This is a genomic window from Clostridium gelidum (assembly GCF_019977655.1).
Taxonomy (GTDB): Bacteria; Bacillota; Clostridia; order Clostridiales; family Clostridiaceae; genus Clostridium; species Clostridium gelidum.
Map to the genome: position 1 here is coordinate 5135014 of NZ_AP024849.1, position 21966 is coordinate 5156979.

A 21966-nucleotide genomic window follows, 5' to 3' on the forward strand; every position below is an offset into this window, starting at 1 on the left:
TATTAAACCTCTTTTCTTTTACAAATTCTATATGACACCAAGTAAGAAATATATCCTAGTATTACTACTATTAAAATGCTAAAAGCAATTAATTTAATTTCATTATTTATTGCAAAATTTGAAATACTATCTAATTTATTTCGTAATAAATCACTTTTTATTAAAGCTGATGGTAATGGCATCATAATAAGTCCCGGTAGAATACCTACTACATTTAATAAAGTTTTACTATTTTCGAATCCAATTTTATAACTTACTGGATACTGAATAAATAAAATTATAGATGTTATTATTTCAGATATAGCTATTAGTATAATTTCTTTATTACTAATTTCATTTATATTATATAAATACATAATCATAATAACTTCAATAAATAATGTAACTAAATACCACATTACTAAATACATAAATCTTCCTAGCACCATTTTAGAAATCTTAGCTGGGAAAATATAATGCAGTTGACTTAGACCTTCATTTGCTTGTGAAATAAATGGAGTGTTTATAAAAATAATTTTAATTAAAAATAAATATGATATTCCAAATATATACGTTTGTTGTTTAAAAAACATATATGCCATAAAAATTAATGCTGGAATTGTCATTAATAGAGATTTTCTGCTTATCCTTAAGTCAAGTTTTAAATAATTTATAGAATCTTTCATTATACTAAACCTCTTTTTTTCTGCAAATTCTACATGAACATAAATAAGTTATATATCCTAATACTAGAAGAATGGATATTGCTACACTTATAAATAACCTTCTATTTCTTACAATAAAGCTTCCTATAGAAATTAATTCATTACTATATACTGAATTTATCATTGCTAACTCTGCTGGAATAAGTAACGTCATTAAAAATATCACTATTGAAATAATAAGAATTACAGCTGTCTTCATCATATTGTTTTTTTCCAATTGAGCTTTATAATATATTGGATAACTAAAAAAATTAAGTATTACTGAAAGAACTACTGCTACAACCATATCTACCATAGTTAACATTTCAAATGTATTTCTAGTAAAATAATATATTCCTGTCCCAAAACATATCAAAATAGTTATTATCATCATAATATTCAAATATATAAATCTTCCTAATACCATGCTATCTGGTTTGCATGGTAATAAACCATACATCTTCTCTAATTTATCAGCATTTTCATTACTAAAAGGAAATCCTATATATATCATTACAAAAACTAATAAACCTGTTATCCCAAATTCCCAATAATTTAGCATAATACCCATAAAGACTGGAATTAAAACTAAATATATATATTGTTTTTTTTCTTTCATAATACGAAAATCAAGTTTAAGATACTTTATTGCATCCATTATATTAATTCCTCCTTGCTCCATTAATATAAAAGACTACAATATCATCCATAGAAGGTTTTTCAAATAATAACTTTTCATCTAAATATTTCTTATCCTTTGAATAAATTAATCCTTCAAATCCAATATGGGAAGATTTATATCCAATTAACTTTTCTTTTACTTCTGCTTTTAAATCTTCTGTTCCACCTTTTACAACTAAATGGTTTTCTAATACATTTTCTGTTGTATCGTAAAATACCTTTTCTCCATTATTAATAAAATAAAGATAATCAGTTATTTTTTCTAAATCACTCATAATATGAGTTGAAAATATAACACTTCTTTCACCATCTGATATATACTCTTGTAATATTTCTAAAACTTCACTTCTAACTACAGGATCAAGTCCACTAGTTGGTTCATCTAATAGAAGCAATTTAGTATCTCTTGATAAAATACTTGCAAAAGATAGTTTAGCTTTCATTCCTTTTGAAAATTCCTTAATTTTCTTCTTATAAGGAAGTCCCCATTTTTCAGCATATTCTCTAAATTTAACTTCATCAAAGGAAGAATAGAAATCCTTCAAAGTATTAATTATATCTTTTAATGTAAAGCATGTTGGAAAATAGCACTCATCTCCAATAAAACCTATCATATCTTTATATCCAGCTTCGTCATCTTCATATTCTTTACCAAATACTCTTATTTCTCCACTATTACGTTTTAATTGATTCATAATAAGTTTTATTGTAGTTGTTTTACCAGCTCCATTTTGTCCTATATATCCTAAAATATATCCTTTTGGCAATTCTAGATTTATATTTTTAAGACTAAAACCATTAAGGTTTTTATTTAAGTTTTTTATTTCAAGTGCATTCACGAGTATCACTCCTCAATTAAATTCTTCCAAATTAACATAAGTTCATCATTTGATATATTGGCTAACTTACTTTTTTCAATTGCAATCATTAAGGCATCTTCAATTTCCTTTAAGTACTGTTCTCTTACCATTTCATTATCTTTAGGAAGTACATAACTCCCTTTTCCCCTAACAGTTGCAATAAAACCTTCACTTTCAAGATCTGAATAAGCTCTTGTGGTTGTAATTACACTTATGCCTAAATCTTTTGCAAGTTGTCTTATAGATGGTAAAAAATCATTTTCAGGAATGATACCATTTAAAATTTGTTCTTTCATTTGAGCTTTTATCTGCTCATAAATAGGTAAATCAGATTTATTAGAAAGTAATATTCTCAAATTATTGCTTCACCTCCTTGGTGTTCATACTGTATATATACAATATAAACAGTATGAACAGTTTTGTCAATATTTTCTTTAGAAAATTTTTCATCTTATTCAAAAATAAACACAAAATGGAGCTCTAAAATAATTCACAAATTATTTTAAAGCTCCATTTATACATTAATATTTATAGTTTCTAATTTAAACTAAATTATCTTTCAACTAATCCAGTGTATTCATAATAATACTTTTGTTTTAATTTTGTACATTTTCTTTATATTTAAGTATTACATTATCCTTACTACTTTCTAAAAAAATATCTAAATATAAAATTTTAGAATAACAAAATTCTTCTATTTGCTTTTCACTACTCTCTCTTTTGTAATAATCATGAGTATATCTATTTCTTAATTTCACGCTAATAGATAAATAATCTTTTAATATTTCATCAAAAAATCCCATTTCATGAGATTTTTCTATAAGCTTCATAGCTGAAAAAGTGCTATCTACTTTCCCATTATTCACTATTATATAACTTTCACACATGTCTACTACAAATTCACAAAAGTCTTGGAAATATGCAAATATTGCTCTTCGCGTTATTCTGTCATTATCTTTTCTGTATTTATTGAGTGCATATTTTAAATCTTCCATTGTTTGATTTGCACTTTTATATTTATCTAAAAACTTTTCTTTCTTAAGTGAGAGTCCAAATTTTATATTTGGTTCCTCAAACTTATCCAGTGAACGCATGTGAGTCGGATTTCCTTCATTACATAATAAGGATTCATCTATAATACCTCCAAAATAACTATATTGTTCATCTATATTTAGTGTTTTTTGAAGTACTTCGTTATTTCTAAGGTACTTCAACACATAGTGTTGAAAATCGAACCATAATTCTTCATTTATAATAAACTGTTCTCTACTGTCAATAGCTAATTTAGCATACTTATTGTCAAATTCTTTAAATAATATGAAAGTTAAATGTATTTTATTGTAATTATAATATTCTTCTAATATAGGCAAAATATCATCTTCTTTAGATAGCGTATCCATATATGAAATTTCTGAAATTACTATTACAGCTATATCAATATCGCTTCTGTCTTTGACCCAAAATTCTGTACCATAGCTTCCAAATTGAGAAATTGCTACTATGCCTTTTATTTGTTTGAGTTTATCTATTAATATACCATCTTCCATTTTACACCTACTCTTTATTCCTATATTATTTATTATATCCAATCTTAGCAATATATTAAACAAATTTTCTTTTTCCGAGTACTAAAGATGTAGATATAAAGGTAATTGACATTAATACAATTATTATTATAGGTATAATATCTTGTAATATATACAATTTGCTTTCCAATGATTTCGTAAATACAATTATCCACTTAGTTATTGAAAAATCACTAAGTAGTTTTATTCCATTTGGCATTTTCTCTAATGGTAAAAATGAACCTCCAAGTAAGGATATAATAAGTCCAAATGATGAAGCTATTAAACTAGCTTTAAGTTCAGTATCTACTAGACTTACCATTAAAGTTGCTATACTTGATGCAATAAATGCAATTATTATTTCTATTAATAAAAATTGCCATAGATTTATATGTATATCTAACTTCAATATCCCTATTATCAAAGTTGATATTATAATTTGCAACAATGTCATTAGAAAATTGAAAATAAAATTACCTAATATATATGCTGATGGTGCATTAGGAGTTAACACATATCTTTTTAACGTTCCCTCTTCTTTGTCTTTAATAAGATTACAAGATGTAAAAACACAAGTAACTATTAAAGTTAATAATATAAATCCAACACTCCTTTGTGCCACAGTCATACTTTCCTTTTCCATTTTTATTAGCATACCTTCTAGTCCTATTACTTCTTTTGTAATAATAAAATTGTCTACTATTTCTTGAATAGTATCTTTCAGTTCATTATCTAAGCAATGCAACTTAATTTGATTGTTTTTGTTAAATTCTATTGTAGCCACATATTTTGCCATAATTAAATCAGTATTTATAGTATCTTCTTTAGCTTGGCTTATTTTTATTCCATCTATAGTTCCAACCTTTTCCTCAAAGTTTGCTCCAATTTCAGAATTGTCTTTATCAATTATCCCTAAACTTAAGGAAGGTTTCATTATTGAATTTATACAAATGGCAAGAACCACTGCGATTGCAGGAACAATAAGCGTTATTATTAATTTCTTTTTATTCTTCATACTTCTCTTAATTTCATTCTTAACAATCAAATAAATACTCATTATAAAAACGCCTCTTTCTTAAACTTTTTAATAGCTCCTATAGTAAATAAAATTCCTATGCTTAATGTTAAAATCAATGCAATAATATATATTTTCATGCTATTATCATTTAACATAATAAAAATTCCTTTATTAATCCAAGTTAATGGTGATATATAACTAACAGTCTCCATTACTTTCCCTAAAGAACCTATGGGAAAGAATGAACCACCTAAAACTCCCATTATTAATATAGGGGTACTTATAAAATTCTTTATTGTCATAAAATCTTTTGTACATAGTCCAATGAAAGTTCCCATTGCACATGACATAAATGAAAGTATTGTTAAAAGTAATATAACTTCTAAAAATCTACTTCTAAAATCTACTTTAAATAATAATTTACATATTGCCATTAAAATTATATTAAATATACTTATTGAAATTGTTGATGGTATTATTTTTGAAAGAACTATTGAAATATTACTTATAGGTGCTATTATAAATCTTTCACCACACTTATAAAGACTTTCTTCCCTGGCGACATAAATTAATGTTACTGCATTTAAAAATGTGCAAAGTGGAGCTGTAACTAGTGCATAATAGTAATATGAACTAATTCCATTTTCCCCTGTGTAATAATTAGATGTCATGTATCCTAAAATTACTATCATGAAAAGTGGCATCATAACTCCATAACCTATTATGAAAGAATCTTTTATTCTTTTCTTCATTCCAAAATTAAATAATATTATAAATCCATCCATTAATATGACCTCCTAATCTCTTAATTCTGTTCCAGTTAAACTGAGAAATATCTCTTCAAGATTATTTAATCCCTGTTTCTTATATTTTAATTTTATTTCTTCTTTATCTCCTTCTTCTATGATTATGCCTTTATCCATAATAATAAGTTTAGAACATATAGCTTCAACTTCTTCTATATAATGAGATGTGTAAATAACCGTCGTCCCCTCCTCCCTAAGTTCTTTCGTAACTTCTAAAATATTATTTCTTGATTGAGGATCTATTCCAACCGTTGGTTCATCCATAATTAATAGTTTAGGCTTATGTGCAATTGAACAAGCAATATTCAACCTTCTTTTCATCCCTCCTGAATATGAATCTGGGAAATCATCTTTTCTATTCCATAATCCAACCTTTTCTAAAGCATCTTTAGTTCTTTCCTTTAATTCTTTCCCCTTTATTCCATACAATGAACAGAAGAATTTTACATTTTCATATGCTGTAAGATCTGAAAATATTGCTATATCTTGAGGTACTAAACCTAATGATTTTTTAAATTCAATATTATTTTTTTGAACATCCTTTCCATCAAAAAGCACGTCTCCACTTTCTTTATCTAAAAGCATAGCTATCATATTTATTGTTGTACTTTTTCCTGCTCCATTTGGCCCTAAAAGTCCTAATATATCTCCTTTATTTACGTCAAAACTTAATCCATTTACCACCTGATTTTCTCCAAAGCTTTTTTTTAGATTTTTAATACTTAATATATTTTCCATTTTATTTTCTCCTTACTCCATATTTTATATACAACGTTGGATATAGTGCATAATTTTTTTGCAGCCTTAATTTGCTGCAAAAAATTATTTTTTATTATGTAATAAACTTAATAACTCTTCAAAAGCTTCCTTCGCTTCTTTAGGTTTATTTAAAATGATATCTTTTAATTCATTAATTTTTTTACTATCAATGTTAGTTCCTTCTTCTTTAACTTCATCTAACTCACTAAAATCAACGTTCTTAATCATTTCATATTGTTTATCTGCCTCTTTAACACAAATATCATACTCTTTTTTTAAAGTTTCATGCCATCTAATTGAATTTTCTATACTCGCTATGTTCATTTCAAATGATATTTTTTCTAATTCTGTTGAATTATTATTTATTTTTATATCTTTCCAATAATTCCAATACTCTAAGGTTTCATTTAATTCTTTAATATGCTTATCTATAATAGTGATTCCTTTTTCTTTATCTATCTTATTCATAAGCATGGGGATTATAAATTTTTCTGTACCAATTGGAACTAGATATTTAGATAATTCCTCATTTATTACTTTTTCTAATTCACTTCTCCCCTTATCGGTGATCTTATAAATTCTTCGCACTCTTGATCCATTAGCTTCTTCTTTAACTAACTCAACTTCGCCATTCTTCTCCATTTTACTTAAAGCATAATAAATCGATCCTGACTTTACTTTAGCCCAAATTTCAAAGCCTGTAGTTTGAATGTACTTTTGTATTTCATATCCATGTGTAGCTTTTACGCTTAAATAATATAATATTATTGCTTTAACCATTTTTTCCTCCTCATATACAACATTGTATATTCATCTCTAAAAATTATATTATACCCAACATTGTATATTGTCAATAATAATATTTTTATAAATAAAAACACCAAATTCATTTAGAAGATTTTTTTAATATCTTCTAAATGAATTTGGTGAACTTCTTTGTTTTACCTATATTATACTTCTACTTATCTTCAAATAATCCAGTTGATAAGTAACGTTCTCCTGTATCAGGTAATAATACTACAATTGTCTTTCCTGCATTTTCTGGACGTTTTGCTAGTTCAGTTGCAGCAAATGTTGCAGCTCCTGATGAAATACCAACAAGTAATCCTTCTGATTTTGATAATTCTCTAGATGTAGCAAATGCATCTTCATTTTTTATAGCGATAACTTCATCATAAATTTTTGTATTTAAAACATCTGGAACAAAACCTGCTCCAATTCCTTGTATTTTATGTGGACCAGATTTACCTTCTGATAACACTGGTGAGCCAGCTGGTTCTACTGCAACAATCTTAATATTTGGGTTTTTAGATTTTAAATATTCTCCAACCCCTGTGATTGTGCCGCCTGTACCAATACCTGCTACAAATATATCAACCTTCCCATCAGTATCTTCCCAAATTTCAGGACCTGTTGTGTTTTTGTGTACTTCTGGATTCGCTGGATTTTTAAATTGTCCTGGTATAAATGAATTTGGAGTTTCAGCAGCTAACTCATCCGCCTTAGCTATTGCTCCCTTCATTCCTTTTGCACCTTCTGTTAAAACTATTTCAGCACCAAAAGCTTTTATAAGACTACGTCTTTCAACACTCATTGTTTCTGGCATAACAATTATAACTTTATATCCTTTTGCAGTTCCTATAGATGCAATTCCAATTCCTGTATTACCACTAGTTGGTTCTATTATTACTGAACCTGGTTTTAATAATCCTTTATTTTCACCATCTTCAATCATAGCTTTTGCAATTCTATCCTTAACACTTCCTGCTGGATTAAAATATTCTAATTTAGCTAATATATTAGCTTTTAAATCTTTACCTTCACTATAATTAGTTACTTCTAATAATGGTGTCTTACCTACTAGTTCTGCTAAATTCTTATATATTTTTGACATTTTAACCACTCCTTATTTTTTCTCTCATAATTCTTATCTGTTTACTATGTTATTAGTATATTCTTCTATTTGTATATAGTCAATAGTTTTTTAAACTTTTATATCAACAAAAATATCACTACCGTTTATTGATTTTATTGCAATTTATTTATAGCAAAAAAAGAGTACCATTTCTATGATACTCTCAAAATTAAAGTTATTTATTTTACAAATTTAATAACTCCACCATTTCTTTCATGCTCTTTAGCTACACTATTAGGATATCCAATGGCTGCCATTCCCCAAACAATATGATTTTCAGGTATTCCAAAGCTTGTTAATACTTCCCTTACTTCTTTTTCATCACAAATAGTTTTCAACTGATTTATCCAACATGAGCCTATTTCTAATGAATTTGCCATTAAAAATATATTTTCAAGGGCACAAGCACAATCTGCAAGTCCATTTGCATTGTCCTTATCATTTGATAGCATTATTAAAGTTGGAGGTGCATAAAAATTATATCCTGCATCTCTTCCTAAAGCTTCTCTAACAACTTTTGCAAGTAATTCTATTTTTTCTTTGTTTTGAACAACAGTAAATTGCCAGCTTTGTTTATTCATACCACTTGGTGCATATGTTCCAGCTTTTAAAATTAAATCTAACTCTTCATCTTTTATTTGTTCTTCCTTAAATTCTCTTACACTTCTTCTTGTTAATATATTTTGTAATACTTCGCTCATAATAACATCTCCATTTCATATATTTATAATAATCTACTAAAATATTTGACTAACCTTTTTTGCAATTCTTTCACCAAATATTCTTGCATTTTCATCTTCATTTTCTACTATTTCATTTATGTGTACATACCCTAAATGAGTCTTTGGTTTTCCAAATGCAACTCCTCCTGAATATACTAACATTCCTTTTACCATAAGATGATTTAAAATTGCAAGTAATGCTATATCTGAACCTCCGGCAATTGAATTAGCTGTTGAAAATGCAGCTCCAAGTTTTCCTTCTAAATTAAAACTTGATGATTCATCTATCCATTTCTTCATTTCCCAGGACATATTTGCATAATATGTAGGCGTTCCAAAAATAATTCCCTTTGAATCATCTATAAATTCTTTATCAATTTCATTTAAATTCATAGCTTTAACTTCTATTCCTTGAACTCTTTTTACTCCTTCCTCAATTAATTTTGCTACTCTTTCAGTTTTCCCTGTTTTACTACTATATAGTATTGATATTTTCATTTATAAAGCCCTCCATATATAATAAACTACACCTTTAAACCATATAAAAAATTACTATTTAAATATTATTAGGCACATGAAAATAAATAACACGTCCAACGTTGCCCTGAATATTTTTCATCAGGCAAGGAGACGAATTGCCCTCATAGCAGGCCTATTAGGTCAATTTGCCGACGCAGGATGATGGAAAATAGGCTGGCAAATGGACTTGTTATTTTTTTGATTGTGCCTTAAGGTGAATAACATATTTTTTTTATTATACCACCATATATAAAAAAATGTGCTTAAAGCTGATTTTTCTAATCATTTTGAAGCACATTTTTTCTATTTATTATTTAATATATTTTCAACCTAATTAATAATTTTTTTACTAAATAGTTAAATCTATAAATTGAATTTATACTACTTATCTCAAAACCTCTACCTTATTCTCAAAATTCTTCTCTATCATTTAAGATTTTTCATCTTTCCCAGCTAACAAAAATCCACTTGCTAATGCTGTAAATGGAGCTACTGTTACAAGACCAAAGCTACCAATTAAAGTATGTAGTATTTCAGAAGACACATACTTTAAATTTAGAATATTTATTATAGGTGTGCCTTGCGCCATGAATACCATAAGCAATCCAATATATCCACCTGAATATGCTAATAGCAATGTTGTCATCATTGTACCCATAATTGATCGACCAACATTTATTCCTGACTTAATAGCTTCTCTCTTTGTTATACTCGGCTTTTTCTCTATTACCTCTGCAACTGCTGATGTTATATCTACTGCTACATCCATAACAGCTCCAGAAGATGCTATGAATATACTAGCTATGAATATTTGCGTAAGATTTAAATTCTCATATCCCGAATATAAAAGAGATTCTGAATATGACATAACTGCCCCATGAATTTTAAATTTACTTACAAAAAACAAAGCCATAAAACACGTCACAAGTGCACCAGACAATGATCCAATTATTGCAGCTAATGATTTTTTATCTATTCCATAAACCAATACTATTATTGTAATTATTAATATCATCGTTGTTATTACGCCTACTATTACCGGATTATATCCTTGCAAAAATAAAGGTATTAAAACCTTCCACATAGCTAGGACTGTAAATATAAAAGATAAAATTGATTTTATGCCCACTACTCCTGCGAAACCAATAAGTACAATTACAAAAATAGCTACAAGTAAAATTTCATAATTAAGTCTATAATGATCTACAAGAGTTGCTACTCTAATTTCATCCCCTTCATAATCTAAAGTAACTAATATTTTATCCCCGACTTGAAATATTTTATCTTGTTCAAGAGATCCTGCTAATAAATTAGTTCCTTTAGTTATCTTTCCTTTAAATTTTCCTTCAAGTATCTCTACATCACATAACTGCTCCCCAATTTTTATAAGCCCTGTATCCTTAATAAAACTCTCATCTGTACTCAATACCCTTGCAGCTACTCTCTCAGTATTGTCATATGTCTTTTGTGGAAATTTATTAGGTAAACATATAAGCAAAATTATTGCTATTAATGTTACTACAATTGGAATTGTATTACGTCTATGAAAATCCTTAAACAATTTAGCATTCTCCTTTTTATGTTAATTGAAAGTTAAGAATTTAGAATGAAGAAAATATCAATGCCTAATTCTTAACTCCCAATTCTTAACTATCAAATTTTATTTTACTTTAGTTATAGACTTAATCTTATCAAAAACATTTGTATTATCATAATACCCTGCAAATAAATCTTGTCCTTGTCCTTTTGCCATCATAGCTACAGGTATTCCTGTATGAGAATATGAACTAAATGAAATCCCTGATTTATTGTTTAAGATATGTGTTAATGTCACTGAAAATGGTTCATAAGTTCCATACATTACATTTTCATCTTCATTTAATTTTCTACTATCTTTTGGAACCATACTCTTTTCATAGGCAGCTTTAATTTTTGCTTCTTCTGATGATGTGAGTATCATTCCACCTTTTGTTGATTCTCCAGTTGATCCAGCTCTTTTAAGACCAAAGTTAGCTTCAACAGATTTCATTGCATCATCAAATGATGTTTTGTTTTCTCTGAATTTTGCAACACTTCTATCAAATTGTGTGTATGATACCTTTTGATTAGATAAATTTTGTAAATAAGTATCATAATTTGTTCCTGCAAATCCTATTGTAAGTCCACCTGTTTCATGATCTCCAGTTACTAATATAAGTGTTTCATCTGGATGCGCATTATAGAAGTTAATTGCTTCTTGTACTGCATCGCCAAATGCTTCTGTATCATGAATGTTTGATGCTGCATCATTAGCATGACCAGCCCAGTCAATTTTTCCACCTTCAACCATCATGAAGAATCCTTTATCATTATCCAAAACTTCTATACCCTTTTTAGTATAATCTGCTAATGTGAATTCATCTCCGATGCGGTCTAAGCTGTATTTTATTGCTCCACTTTCTTTTTCAACTTGATCATCTGGGCAAACTGCAATTGCCTTATCACCTTTTTTTAACTTTTCTATATCTGCCTTTGTATTAACTACTGTATATCCCTTCTCTTTTGCTAACTCGCCTATTTTAGTTTTTCCTTGCTCTTTTACTTCTTTAGAATCATCTGATAAAAATTTTCCACCAGCAAAATAATCAAAGTTAGAATCTACAAGTTGAAGTCCCATACTATAATACTCACTTCTAGCTGGTACATGAGCATAATATGCACCTGGAGTTGCATGGTCTATATTTACTGATGATACTATTCCTATCTTATATCCTAATTGTTTTTTTAACTTTTCTGTTATTGTTTCATAAGATTTTGTTTTTGTCTCATCCATATTAATTACACTGCTTAATGTTTTATTACCAGTTGAAAGCGCTGTAGCTGTTGATGCTGAATCTGGACATAATGATGTAGAGTCATAAGTTGTTACTGTCCCTGTAACTGGAAAATTCATAAATGATAACTTTTCTGGATTTGGATAATTACCTTTTTTTGCATCAATTGCTCCATGTTCCTCTACACCTTTATAATACTGAGCTGCTTGAATTTGTGGAAAACTCATACCATCCCCAATAAACATAAATACATATTTAGGAGTTTTCCCACTATATTTAACTGCTGAATCTGTTGCAGCTACTACAGGCTGTGGATTTATTTGATTATTTACGGTATACCCTACCCCTAATATCATTGATAAAGCTAACATAGCTCCCATTATTTTTTTAGCTGTTTTATTCATTAATACATCCCCTTTAATTATAAATCTTTAGATTTATAATAGTCTTCCAAAGTTAACAGAGTTTTATTACTTTGTAAATTAGGTGTAAAATGAATGTTAAATTGTTGAAATTATCTTTTTATTGTAATTTTTAGGATATATAATTTTTTCCTTTTTAAATATTTTAGAAAACCCAAGTGTATCATCATATCCTACTGAACTTGAGATATCACTTATAGTTAATCCACGATTTCTCATAAGCTCACATGCTTTATTTATTTTGAATTTTACTATATACTATTGAGGTGTTACGCCATATTTCCATTAAAAAATGTGCTAAAATAATTTTTATTAAGTCCTACACTTTTAGCCATTTCATTTTCTTTAAATAACTTTATAATTATATTTGAAATAATTTTTTTTTTAAATATTAAATTTTAATTACATTGGAGGAATTAATATGAGTATTATATATGATAACAATACAAAATCTTTTAACTTAATCGCAAAAAATACTAGTTATATCTTACAAATCCATGAAGATGGTTATTTATCACATCTTTATTTTGGACGAAAATTAAGAAACTTTAATTGCAATAATCTATTAGCCATTAAAGAAAGGTGTTCATTTTCTCCAAATCCTACTCCTAGTAATTGTATGCTTTCCCTTGATACTCTCCCACAAGAATATCCTTCTTATGGGACTAGTGATTTTCGTACTCCCGCTTATTCAATTCAGCTTGAAAATGGGACAACTATAACTGACCTTAGATATGAATCACACACGATAATAAACGGGAAACCAAAATTAGAAAATCTTCCAGCAACTTATGTTGAAGATGATGCTGAAGCTCAAACTTTAGAAATAGTAATGTTTGATTCCTTAATTGGACTTAAAGTAATTTTATCTTATACAGCTTATGAAAATTATGATGCTATAACAAGAAATGTAAAGTTTATAAATAGTGGTAATGAAGATTTGAAATTATTAAGAGCTTTAAGCATGAGTATAGATTTTAACAATTGTGATTATGATTTTTTACATCTTCATGGTAGTTGGGCAAGAGAAAGACATATTGAAAGAACACCTTTACTAATTGGAAATCAATCAGTAGAAAGCAGACGTGGATCAAGCAGTCATAATCAAAATCCTTTTATTGCATTACTTGGCAAAGATGCTACTGAAGAACATGGTGATGTCTATGGATTTAATTTAGTATACAGTGGTAATTTCCTAGCACAAGCTGAAGTTGATCAATTTAAAACTACAAGGGTATCACTTGGTATAAATCCATTTGATTTTTCTTGGCTGCTAAAATCAAATGAAAGTTTTCAAACACCTGAAGTGGTAATGGTTTATTCTTCAAATGGTTTAGGTGAAATGTCAAGAACCTACCATAAATTATATAGAAAAAGATTATGCAGAGGTGCTTACAGAGACAAGACTAGACCTATCCTTGTAAACAACTGGGAAGCTACTTATTTTGACTTCAATGCTGATAAAATTGAGAGTATTGGTAAAAGTGCAAAAGATCTTGGAATTGAACTTTTTGTTCTTGATGATGGTTGGTTTGGCAAAAGAGATAATGACAATTCTTCTTTAGGTGATTGGGTTGTTGATACAAAAAAACTTCCTAATGGATTGGATGATTTAGCTAATACTATAAATTATTTAGATTTACAATTCGGTTTATGGTTTGAACCTGAAATGGTCTCACCTGATAGTGATTTATATAGATCACATCCTGATTGGTGCCTTCATGTCCCTGGAAGATATCGCACAGAAGCAAGACAACAACTAGTATTAGATCTATCTCGCGAAGATGTATGTGACTATATTATAAATTCCCTATCTGCTATTTTAAGTTCTGTTAATATTAGTTATGTTAAATGGGATATGAATAGAAATATGACAGAAATAGGATCTCCTTGCCTCCCTCCAGAAAGACAAAGAGAAACTGCTCATAGGTATATGTTAGGTTTATATAAAATATATGAAAAACTTACATCAGCTTTTCCAAATATATTATTTGAAGGTTGCTCTGGTGGTGGCGGAAGATTTGATGCAGGTATTTTATATTACATGCCTCAAATTTGGACAAGTGATGATACTGATGCTGTAGAAAGATTAAAAATTCAATATGGTACTAGTATTGTTTATCCAATTAGTACTATGGGATCACATGTATCAGCTATTCCAAATCACCAAGTTCACAGAAAAACTTCTCTTAAAATGAGAGGCGATGTTGCAATGTCAGGTAACTTCGGATATGAGCTTGATCTTACTAAATTTACTGATGAAGAAAAAGACACTGTAAAAAAGCAGATAGAGTCTTATAAAGATTTAAGAGAGCTTATCCAATTTGGAGATATGTATAGATTACTAAATCCATTCACAGGAAATGAAGCCTCTTGGATAATTGTATCAGAAGATAAAACAGAAGCTTTTGTGACATATTTTAGAGTTCTAGGATCTCCAAATGAACCAATAAGAAAATTACATTTCAAAGGATTAGATCCAGATAAAAACTACTCAATTACTGAAACTTACGGAGTATTTGGTGGAGATGAACTTATGTATGGGGGTATTACTATACCTGACTTAGAAGGTGATTATCAAAGCATTACTTGGATCCTAAAAGCAAATTAAACTACTTAGCTAATTAACGTATATCCATTTAAACTACACGAATAAAAAAAGTACTTCAAACTGATTTTTTAATCCTTTTGAAGTACTTTTATTTTTCTATTAATTTTCTTAGTCATATGAAAAAATAGCGCATTAATGGATTCGATTATATCTTATATCATTTCTAAGGTAATTTAATGTAATTAGTATTACTTTTTCTATACTGGACAGGTGTAATATTGAATTGTTTTTTAAAGTGCTTATAAAAAGTAGGTGTGTCTTTAAATCCACAGGAATAAGAGATTTCTGTTATATTCAATTTGGTAGTTTCTAATAAATTTACAGCAACACTTAAGCGAAAAGAAATAAGATATTTCTGCGGAGAAATTTTAAGTTCTTGTATAAATAATTTATATAAATAAGTTCTATCAATTCTAACACATTTGGCTATATCACTTATCTTAATATCATAACTAAAATTATTATAAATATAATCAAGTGCTTTATCAAAATAAGATTCACATATGTTTTTTTCTTTTAAATTAATTTGATCATATATACTAGAAAAACATAAATACAATTGCCCAAGTAAAGCAAATTCATTGCTATTATTATCTTCATTATTATGAATCAAAGAAAGCAAATTCTCTTTAAAATTTCCTCCACTATAATCTTTAAAAATCAAATTATCTTTTGATAAACCACATTTTTTCAGAATATTACTAGCTTCATATCCATCAAAGCTAATCCAACAATACTCCCATGGATCTTCTATATCTGCTTTATAATAAGTAGATTCTCCAGGACAAATTAGAAAACCCTCTCCTTTTTGTAATTTATAGCATTTATTATTCACATAATAGCTTCCTTTTCCATTTAGAACATAGTGTAACAAATAGTGAGGACGAATGGCAGGACCAAAAGAATGAGAAGATGAACATATTTCTGAACCACCATAATATATAGTTAATGCACCACTTAATTTATTTTGCGAAGTAAATTCTATCTTATTTTGCATTTTATTAGTCTCCTTTAGTAGTGTTTTTTTATTTCGTGAAAATTGATAATTGAAACTATCTAACAAAGTCTAGATTATATAGATTATTTTATTTCATGGTAATATTGAAAACATTCAACATAACGACAACTTTTTGAAACATAGAACATAGAAAGTATACATTTACAATTATATAATTAACTTATGATAAAATCAAAAGAATTTAAGGAGGACAAGTGAATGAAAATTACATTTATGGGAGCTGGAAGTACTGTATTTGCAAGGAATGTATTAGGAGATTGTATGTGCAGCGAAGCACTATGTGAAAGTGAAATTGCTCTTTATGATATTGATGAGGAGAGATTAAAAGAAAGTGAAATAATATTAAATGCAATCAACAAAAATATAAATGAAGAAAGAGCAAAAATCAAATGTTTCTTAGGTGTAGAAAATCGAAAAGCTGCTCTTAACGATGCAACATTTGTTGTTAATGCAATTCAAGTAGGAGGATATGATCCTTGTACAATTACTGATTTTGAAATTCCCAACAAATATGGTTTGAAACAAACAATTGCAGATACAATGGGAATTGGTGGAATTATGAGAGCTCTTAGAACAATTCCTGTTATGGCTGATTTCGCAAAAGATATGGAAGAAGTTTGTCCAGATGCATTTTTCTTAAATTATACAAATCCAATGGCTATGCTTACTGGATTTATGCAGCGTTTTACTAAAGTAAAAACAATTGGTCTTTGCCATAGTGTTCAAGTATGTTCCGAAAATTTATTAAAAGACTTAGACATGGAAGATAAATTAGAAGGAAGAAAAGAATTAATTGCTGGTATTAATCATATGGGATGGCTACTTGAAATATACGATAAAGATGGTAATGATCTATATCCTGAAATTAGAAAAAGAGCAGCATTAAAAAATTCTGGAGAAGAAAAGCATAAGGACATGGTACGTTATGAATATATTAAGCATCTTGGATATTACTGTACTGAGTCAAGTGAACATAATGCAGAATATAATCCATTCTTTATTAAATCAAAATATCCAGAATTAATTGAGAAATTCAATATTCCATTAGATGAATATCCAAGAAGATGTATAGAACAAATTGAAGGCTGGCAAAAAGAAAAAAATGAAATATTACAAAATGGTAAAATCACACATGAACGTTCTCATGAATATGCTTCTTATATAATGGAAGCAATTATAACAAATATACCATATAAAATAGGTGGAAATGTTATAAATACAGGACTTATTGATAATTTGCCAGCTGATGCATGTGTAGAAGTTCCTTGCATGGTAGATGCTATGGGAATTCATCCAACTCATGTAGGTAAACTACCAACACAACTTGCAGCTATGAATATTAATAATATAAGTGCTCAATTATTAGCAATTGAAGCAGCAGTAACAAAAGATAGAAGTAAACTATATCAAGCTGCTATGATGGATCCACATACCGCTGCTGAATTATCTATTGATGATATTTTGAAAATGTGTGATGAAATGATAGACGCACATGGGGATTACATGATGGACTTCCATAAATAATTGTGTGAATGAACCATAGATAAATCCTGTACTTATGTGATAGCCAGCCGAAAGAAGGAGTAATCTTTCTAGTGTGGCGTATCTTTCAAAGTATAAATCTAGTTTATGATTTGTTTATCTATATAATAAAAAAACAGCAAAATAATAGATTGTTTATAAAAGTCATATTTATAAACAATCTATTATTTTTTATTCAATATATTGGGGAAATATATTTCTTATTAATTTATTTATTATATCTATCAATGGCCCTATTAAAACTGTTGCAATTATAGTTCCAATGCCTATAGGTCCTTTTAAAGCAAATGCAATTATAATACATATTGTATCTATTGTTAATTTTGCTTTCATTATACTTATACCCTTTTCTTCTGTAAGTGCTACCATTAAATCATCTGTTGGATTTGCAGGTAGCTTTGGAATAATATATATTGCAATCCCTATTGAAATTAAACATATTCCAATGGAAAAAGCAAATACCTTCTCAAAAATTGTATTAAAGACTATATTTTTAATCGTCATTACCCACATATCAGTAGAAATTCCTACTATTATAGCAGTTACAAATGTAGTTAATTTCAGAAACTTTCTTCGTAGTATTGATGCTATAATAACAACAATAAATGATGTTACCCATATAGCTATTGAAACACTTATTTTAAATAAATTTGCTAATCCAAAATTTATTGAATCATATGCCCCTGCTCCAACTTCTGATTTAACTGTTAATGATACACCTAGTGTCATTACTAATATTCCAATTATAAATATTATATATCTTTTTATATTAAAATTCATATATTTTACCACTAACTCTTTGATCCGGTACTCGCAATACCTTCAATAAATTGCTTTTGAAATATTATAAATAATAAAAGCATTGGCCATATAGCTATCATTGAACCTGCCATAAGTTGAGGAAAGTTTGTTGAATACTGTCCTTGTAATGATGCAAGTCCTGATGCTAAAGGCATCTTATCTATTGAAGAATTTACTATTAACGGCCACATTAAATCCTTCCAAGCAAATAATGAAGTGAATATTCCAAGTGCTACTAAACCTGATTTAGTTAAAGGCATCATAATTTTCCAAAATATCTGCCATCTGTTACATCCATCTAATATTGCAGCTTCTTCAAGCTCATTAGGTATTCCAATAAAAAATTGTCTAAGTAAGAATGTACCAAAGGCACTTACAATTCCAGGTACAACTAAAGCTGAAATAGTATTTAATAGTCCTAGTTTTGCAACTAAATTATACTGTGGAATAATAAATAGTTGTGATGGTATCATCATTTGAATAAGTATTATCATAAAAAAGAAATTTTTGCCTGGAAACTTTATTCTAGCAAAAGCATATGCTGCCATGGCACTAAAAAATACTGAACCAAGAATTCTAAATAGTAACATTAATGCTGTATTTAAGTAAAACGTCCCAAAAGGTAATATATTCCATACTTCCTTATAATTACTCCATTTTATACTTTGAGGAATAATTGTAGGAGGCACCATTGTTGATTCAGTAAGACTCTTTAACGAAGTTATTATCATCCATATAAATGGAATCAACATACCTACAGCTCCTATTATTAATATAGTATGAATAATAATATTACTTGATTTTAATCTTTCTTTCATAAATTACACCTCCTAAACTATTGATAGTGAACCCATTTTTTCTGCATTCTAAGTTGAATTACAGTAATTATTAAAATTATTGCTAATAGCAACATAACTATAGCAGAACCATAACCTTTATCATTAAGCATAAAGGAATTTTTGTAGAATAAATATACTAATGATTGAGTATTTTCCATTGCAATATTGGTTTTATCTATCATCATAAATATTAAATCAAATACTTGCAATGAACCTATCATAGTAGTAACAACAACAAAGAACATCGTTGGAGATACTAATGGAAATGTAATAGCAAAAAATTGTCTAATAGGTCCAGCTCCATCAATATCAGCTGCTTCATAAAAACTTTTTGGTATTTCTTGAAGTCCCGCAAGTAAAATAACCATATTATAACCTATAGTACTCCATACCCCTACTATTATTATAGAAAAAAGAGCAATTTTAGGATTATTAAGCCATTGTACTGATTTGATACCTACTAATGAAAGTAAATAATTAAATAAACCATAATCTGAGCTATATAGCCATCTCCAAACCATAGCTATAGCTGCTGGAGCTGAAACCATAGGTAAGAAATAAATTGTACGATAAAGAGTCTTACCTTTAATCTTTGCATTAAGTAGTACCGCAATAAATAAAGAAAGAAGTACTCCTACTGGAACAGAAATTGCAGTATATTCAAGTGTATTAATTACTGCATGTATTACAGCTGAATCAGAAAACATACGTTTGTAGTTATCTAGACCTACCCACTGATTATTACCAAAACCACTAGTTTTATTAAAACTTAAATAACAAGTTTGTATTAATGGCCATATGTTTAATATAATAAGTCCTAATATAGTAGGTGCAATCATCGCATAAGCCCATCTACAATCACTTAAATCTTTCTTACTCATTTTTTTCTTTTTGTTTATAACTTTTTCTGTATTTTTCTCACTAATCATAATGCTAAGTGCCTCCTCCCCTTCTTTACAATATGATAGCAGTTGATGATGTAATCATTAACTGCTATCAGTTAATTATCTATTTTTCAGTAGCTAAAAGATCATTCATTTCCTTAGCCATTTGATTACATCCATCTTCTACTGAAATACTTCCTGCCCACACTTTAGAGAATATTTCTGTTTCTTTTGCATCCCATTTTGATCTTGTTTCTGAATTTGGGAATATATGAGCATATTCTAACATTTGAGGATATACTTTTACATTAAATTGTTTATTGCCATCAACCCAAGCTTGCTCTGTTCCTTTAAATGCTGGAATTGCTGCTCCACTTTTTGCTTGAATATCATTTGCTTCCTTAGTTCCCATATACTCTACAAACTTCCAAGCTGCATCTGCATTTTTAGTCTTTGCTGAAATAGCATTTCCTAATCCATTAAACATTGTTGCTTTTTGCTTTCCAGTAGGAAGAACAGCTACATCACAATTTTTTGCTACATACTCATTTGATTTGAATTCACTTACCATCCATGATCCAAAGAATGCCATAGCACCTTTTCCTGATTCAAAGTATTGATCACGGCTTGTATCCGCAAATTGTTGTATAGTTGGAGAAACCTTATATTTTTGACTAAAATCAGCTGCAAACTGCATAGCTTGTTTTGTTTCTGCCTTATCATAACCTGATTTTTTCTTATCTGCAGATAAAACCTCTCCTCCATTTTGAAAAATTAAATCATAATAATTTTGTTGAGAATCTACAGGAGATAAGAATCCGTATACTCCGTTAGCTGGATCATTTAACTTTTGAGCAACTTCTACTAACTTATTCCAATCCCATGTTCCATCTGGATATGGGATACCTTTTGCATCAAACATAGTCTTGTTATACCATAAAGCTATAGTGTCATAATCTTTTGGCATAGCATAATTCTTTCCTTTTGAAGCATATAACTCTACAAGATCCTTTGGAAAATTATCCATGCTCAAATCTTTACTATTCTTTATTTTATCAGTAATATCCATTAATGCCTCACCATTAGCATATTTCATGAAATTAGATGAATGCATCCAAAATACATCTGGAAGAGTTCCACTTGAAGCTCCTGCATCTAATTTTGTCCAATATTGATCCCATGGTGTTACTTCAACATTTACTGTAATATTTGGATTCTTTTCATGGAATGCTGCTGCCATTGCTTCCATACCTGGTTTTTGGTTTTTATCCCAAATTGAATATGTTAAGGTAACATCTCCTTTTGAACTTTCAGTGCTCGACTTACTTCCACCACATCCAGTTAACATAGTTCCTATAGCTGTAGTTGCTACAATAACGCTTATTAATCTTTTAATACTTTTTTTCATAATATTGACCCCCTATTTTAAATTAAATTTAATATTTGAATATACCTTTTGAAACTTGTAATTACTATGTATACTTATTGAATATTTATTTAATAATTAC

The 21966-nt window shown here is 28.5% G+C and carries 22 protein-coding genes; 2 read left to right on the top strand and 20 right to left on the bottom strand.

Going from position 1 to position 21966, the window contains the following annotated elements:
- Positions 1-2: 2 nt before the first annotated feature.
- From psyc5s11_RS23695 to psyc5s11_RS23765, 15 genes are all read right to left on the bottom strand, one after another.
- Positions 3-665 carry an ABC-2 transporter permease gene (locus tag psyc5s11_RS23695; protein WP_224034924.1) on the bottom strand — a complete coding sequence of 221 codons (663 nt, stop codon included), beginning with the start codon at positions 663-665 and terminating at the stop codon, positions 3-5.
- Positions 666-669: 4 nt separating this feature from the next.
- Positions 670-1341 (bottom strand): ABC-2 transporter permease, encoded by a 672-nt coding sequence (locus psyc5s11_RS23700; RefSeq protein ID WP_224034925.1) that lies wholly within the window; start codon positions 1339-1341, stop codon positions 670-672.
- Between the two features lie 4 nt (positions 1342-1345).
- Entirely contained in the window at positions 1346-2203 is an 858-nt protein-coding gene (locus psyc5s11_RS23705) for an ABC transporter ATP-binding protein (protein WP_224034926.1), read from the bottom strand.
- 5 nt (positions 2204-2208) lie between these two features.
- A complete protein-coding gene (locus psyc5s11_RS23710) occupies positions 2209-2580 on the bottom strand; it encodes a GntR family transcriptional regulator (protein WP_224034927.1) in 372 nt (123 codons plus the stop codon).
- A 240-nt stretch (positions 2581-2820) separates the two neighbouring features.
- Positions 2821-3771: a nucleotidyltransferase domain-containing protein gene (locus tag psyc5s11_RS23715; protein WP_224034928.1), complete on the bottom strand. Its 951-nt coding sequence runs from the start codon at positions 3769-3771 to the stop codon at positions 2821-2823.
- Between the two features lie 55 nt (positions 3772-3826).
- Positions 3827-4846: an ABC transporter permease gene (locus psyc5s11_RS23720; RefSeq protein WP_224034929.1), complete on the bottom strand. Its 1020-nt coding sequence runs from the start codon at positions 4844-4846 to the stop codon at positions 3827-3829.
- Positions 4846-5592, bottom strand: a complete 747-nt coding sequence (locus psyc5s11_RS23725; RefSeq protein ID WP_224034930.1) for an ABC transporter permease — start codon at positions 5590-5592, stop codon at positions 4846-4848. Before psyc5s11_RS23725 ends, psyc5s11_RS23720 begins: the two co-directional genes overlap by 1 nt.
- 12 nt (positions 5593-5604) lie before the next feature.
- Positions 5605-6351, bottom strand: coding sequence for an ABC transporter ATP-binding protein (locus tag psyc5s11_RS23730; RefSeq protein ID WP_224034931.1), 747 nt, complete (start codon positions 6349-6351; stop codon positions 5605-5607).
- Positions 6352-6435: 84 nt separating this feature from the next.
- Entirely contained in the window at positions 6436-7152 is a 717-nt protein-coding gene (locus tag psyc5s11_RS23735) for a PadR family transcriptional regulator (RefSeq protein WP_224034932.1), read from the bottom strand.
- A gap of 178 nt (positions 7153-7330) precedes the next feature.
- Positions 7331-8266, bottom strand: a complete 936-nt coding sequence (cysK, locus tag psyc5s11_RS23740) for a cysteine synthase A (RefSeq protein ID WP_224034933.1) — start codon at positions 8264-8266, stop codon at positions 7331-7333.
- Between the two features lie 200 nt (positions 8267-8466).
- A complete protein-coding gene (locus tag psyc5s11_RS23745) occupies positions 8467-8988 on the bottom strand; it encodes a nitroreductase family protein (RefSeq protein ID WP_224034934.1) in 522 nt (173 codons plus the stop codon).
- 36 nt (positions 8989-9024) lie between these two features.
- Positions 9025-9507, bottom strand: a complete 483-nt coding sequence (locus psyc5s11_RS23750; RefSeq protein WP_224034935.1) for a flavodoxin family protein — start codon at positions 9505-9507, stop codon at positions 9025-9027.
- Positions 9508-9958: 451 nt separating this feature from the next.
- Complete coding sequence (locus psyc5s11_RS23755; RefSeq protein ID WP_224034936.1) at positions 9959-11089, bottom strand: YibE/F family protein; 1131 nt, start codon at positions 11087-11089, stop codon at positions 9959-9961.
- Between the two features lie 99 nt (positions 11090-11188).
- Positions 11189-12745, bottom strand: a complete 1557-nt coding sequence (locus psyc5s11_RS23760; protein WP_224034937.1) for an alkaline phosphatase — start codon at positions 12743-12745, stop codon at positions 11189-11191.
- Between the two features lie 96 nt (positions 12746-12841).
- Positions 12842-12982, bottom strand: coding sequence for a hypothetical protein (locus psyc5s11_RS23765; RefSeq protein ID WP_224034938.1), 141 nt, complete (start codon positions 12980-12982; stop codon positions 12842-12844).
- A gap of 202 nt (positions 12983-13184) precedes the next feature.
- Between psyc5s11_RS23765 and psyc5s11_RS23770 the strand changes: the two genes are divergently transcribed.
- Complete coding sequence (locus psyc5s11_RS23770) at positions 13185-15374, top strand: alpha-galactosidase (protein ID WP_224034939.1); 2190 nt, start codon at positions 13185-13187, stop codon at positions 15372-15374.
- Between the two features lie 163 nt (positions 15375-15537).
- Here psyc5s11_RS23770 and psyc5s11_RS23775 read toward each other — a convergent pair whose 3' ends face one another.
- Positions 15538-16371, bottom strand: coding sequence for an AraC family transcriptional regulator (locus psyc5s11_RS23775; RefSeq protein ID WP_224034940.1), 834 nt, complete (start codon positions 16369-16371; stop codon positions 15538-15540).
- Positions 16372-16590: 219 nt separating this feature from the next.
- Here psyc5s11_RS23775 and melA point away from each other — a divergent pair, with 219 nt between their 5' ends.
- Entirely contained in the window at positions 16591-17916 is a 1326-nt protein-coding gene (melA, locus tag psyc5s11_RS23780) for an alpha-glucosidase/alpha-galactosidase (RefSeq protein ID WP_224034941.1), read from the top strand.
- Between the two features lie 189 nt (positions 17917-18105).
- Here melA and psyc5s11_RS23785 read toward each other — a convergent pair whose 3' ends face one another.
- The 4 genes from psyc5s11_RS23785 to psyc5s11_RS23800 form a co-directional block, all read right to left on the bottom strand.
- Positions 18106-18714: a YczE/YyaS/YitT family protein gene (locus psyc5s11_RS23785; protein WP_224034942.1), complete on the bottom strand. Its 609-nt coding sequence runs from the start codon at positions 18712-18714 to the stop codon at positions 18106-18108.
- A gap of 11 nt (positions 18715-18725) precedes the next feature.
- Positions 18726-19553 carry a carbohydrate ABC transporter permease gene (locus psyc5s11_RS23790; RefSeq protein ID WP_224034943.1) on the bottom strand — a complete coding sequence of 276 codons (828 nt, stop codon included), beginning with the start codon at positions 19551-19553 and terminating at the stop codon, positions 18726-18728.
- A gap of 17 nt (positions 19554-19570) precedes the next feature.
- A complete protein-coding gene (locus psyc5s11_RS23795; protein WP_375542023.1) occupies positions 19571-20455 on the bottom strand; it encodes a carbohydrate ABC transporter permease in 885 nt (294 codons plus the stop codon).
- A gap of 127 nt (positions 20456-20582) precedes the next feature.
- Complete coding sequence (locus tag psyc5s11_RS23800) at positions 20583-21866, bottom strand: ABC transporter substrate-binding protein (protein ID WP_224034945.1); 1284 nt, start codon at positions 21864-21866, stop codon at positions 20583-20585.
- Positions 21867-21966: the final 100 nt, after the last annotated feature.

Coding starts and splice junctions, on each gene's coding strand:
- melA (WP_224034941.1), top strand. CDS start 16,591: ATGAAAATTACATTTATGGGAGCTGGAAGTACTGTATTTGCAAGGAAT.
- psyc5s11_RS23795 (WP_375542023.1), bottom strand. CDS start 20,455: ATGAGTAAGAAAGATTTAAGTGATTGTAGATGGGCTTATGCGATGATT.
- psyc5s11_RS23695 (WP_224034924.1), bottom strand. CDS start 665: ATGAAAGATTCTATAAATTATTTAAAACTTGACTTAAGGATAAGCAGA.
- psyc5s11_RS23715 (WP_224034928.1), bottom strand. CDS start 3,771: ATGGAAGATGGTATATTAATAGATAAACTCAAACAAATAAAAGGCATA.
- cysK (WP_224034933.1), bottom strand. CDS start 8,266: ATGTCAAAAATATATAAGAATTTAGCAGAACTAGTAGGTAAGACACCA.
- psyc5s11_RS23720 (WP_224034929.1), bottom strand. CDS start 4,846: ATGAGTATTTATTTGATTGTTAAGAATGAAATTAAGAGAAGTATGAAG.
- psyc5s11_RS23770 (WP_224034939.1), top strand. CDS start 13,185: ATGAGTATTATATATGATAACAATACAAAATCTTTTAACTTAATCGCA.
- psyc5s11_RS23785 (WP_224034942.1), bottom strand. CDS start 18,714: ATGAATTTTAATATAAAAAGATATATAATATTTATAATTGGAATATTA.
- psyc5s11_RS23745 (WP_224034934.1), bottom strand. CDS start 8,988: ATGAGCGAAGTATTACAAAATATATTAACAAGAAGAAGTGTAAGAGAA.
- psyc5s11_RS23750 (WP_224034935.1), bottom strand. CDS start 9,507: ATGAAAATATCAATACTATATAGTAGTAAAACAGGGAAAACTGAAAGA.
- psyc5s11_RS23800 (WP_224034945.1), bottom strand. CDS start 21,866: ATGAAAAAAAGTATTAAAAGATTAATAAGCGTTATTGTAGCAACTACA.
- psyc5s11_RS23730 (WP_224034931.1), bottom strand. CDS start 6,351: ATGGAAAATATATTAAGTATTAAAAATCTAAAAAAAAGCTTTGGAGAA.
- psyc5s11_RS23735 (WP_224034932.1), bottom strand. CDS start 7,152: ATGGTTAAAGCAATAATATTATATTATTTAAGCGTAAAAGCTACACAT.
- psyc5s11_RS23760 (WP_224034937.1), bottom strand. CDS start 12,745: ATGAATAAAACAGCTAAAAAAATAATGGGAGCTATGTTAGCTTTATCA.
- psyc5s11_RS23700 (WP_224034925.1), bottom strand. CDS start 1,341: ATGGATGCAATAAAGTATCTTAAACTTGATTTTCGTATTATGAAAGAA.
- psyc5s11_RS23725 (WP_224034930.1), bottom strand. CDS start 5,592: ATGGATGGATTTATAATATTATTTAATTTTGGAATGAAGAAAAGAATA.
- psyc5s11_RS23765 (WP_224034938.1), bottom strand. CDS start 12,982: ATGAGAAATCGTGGATTAACTATAAGTGATATCTCAAGTTCAGTAGGA.
- psyc5s11_RS23790 (WP_224034943.1), bottom strand. CDS start 19,553: ATGAAAGAAAGATTAAAATCAAGTAATATTATTATTCATACTATATTA.
- psyc5s11_RS23775 (WP_224034940.1), bottom strand. CDS start 16,371: ATGCAAAATAAGATAGAATTTACTTCGCAAAATAAATTAAGTGGTGCA.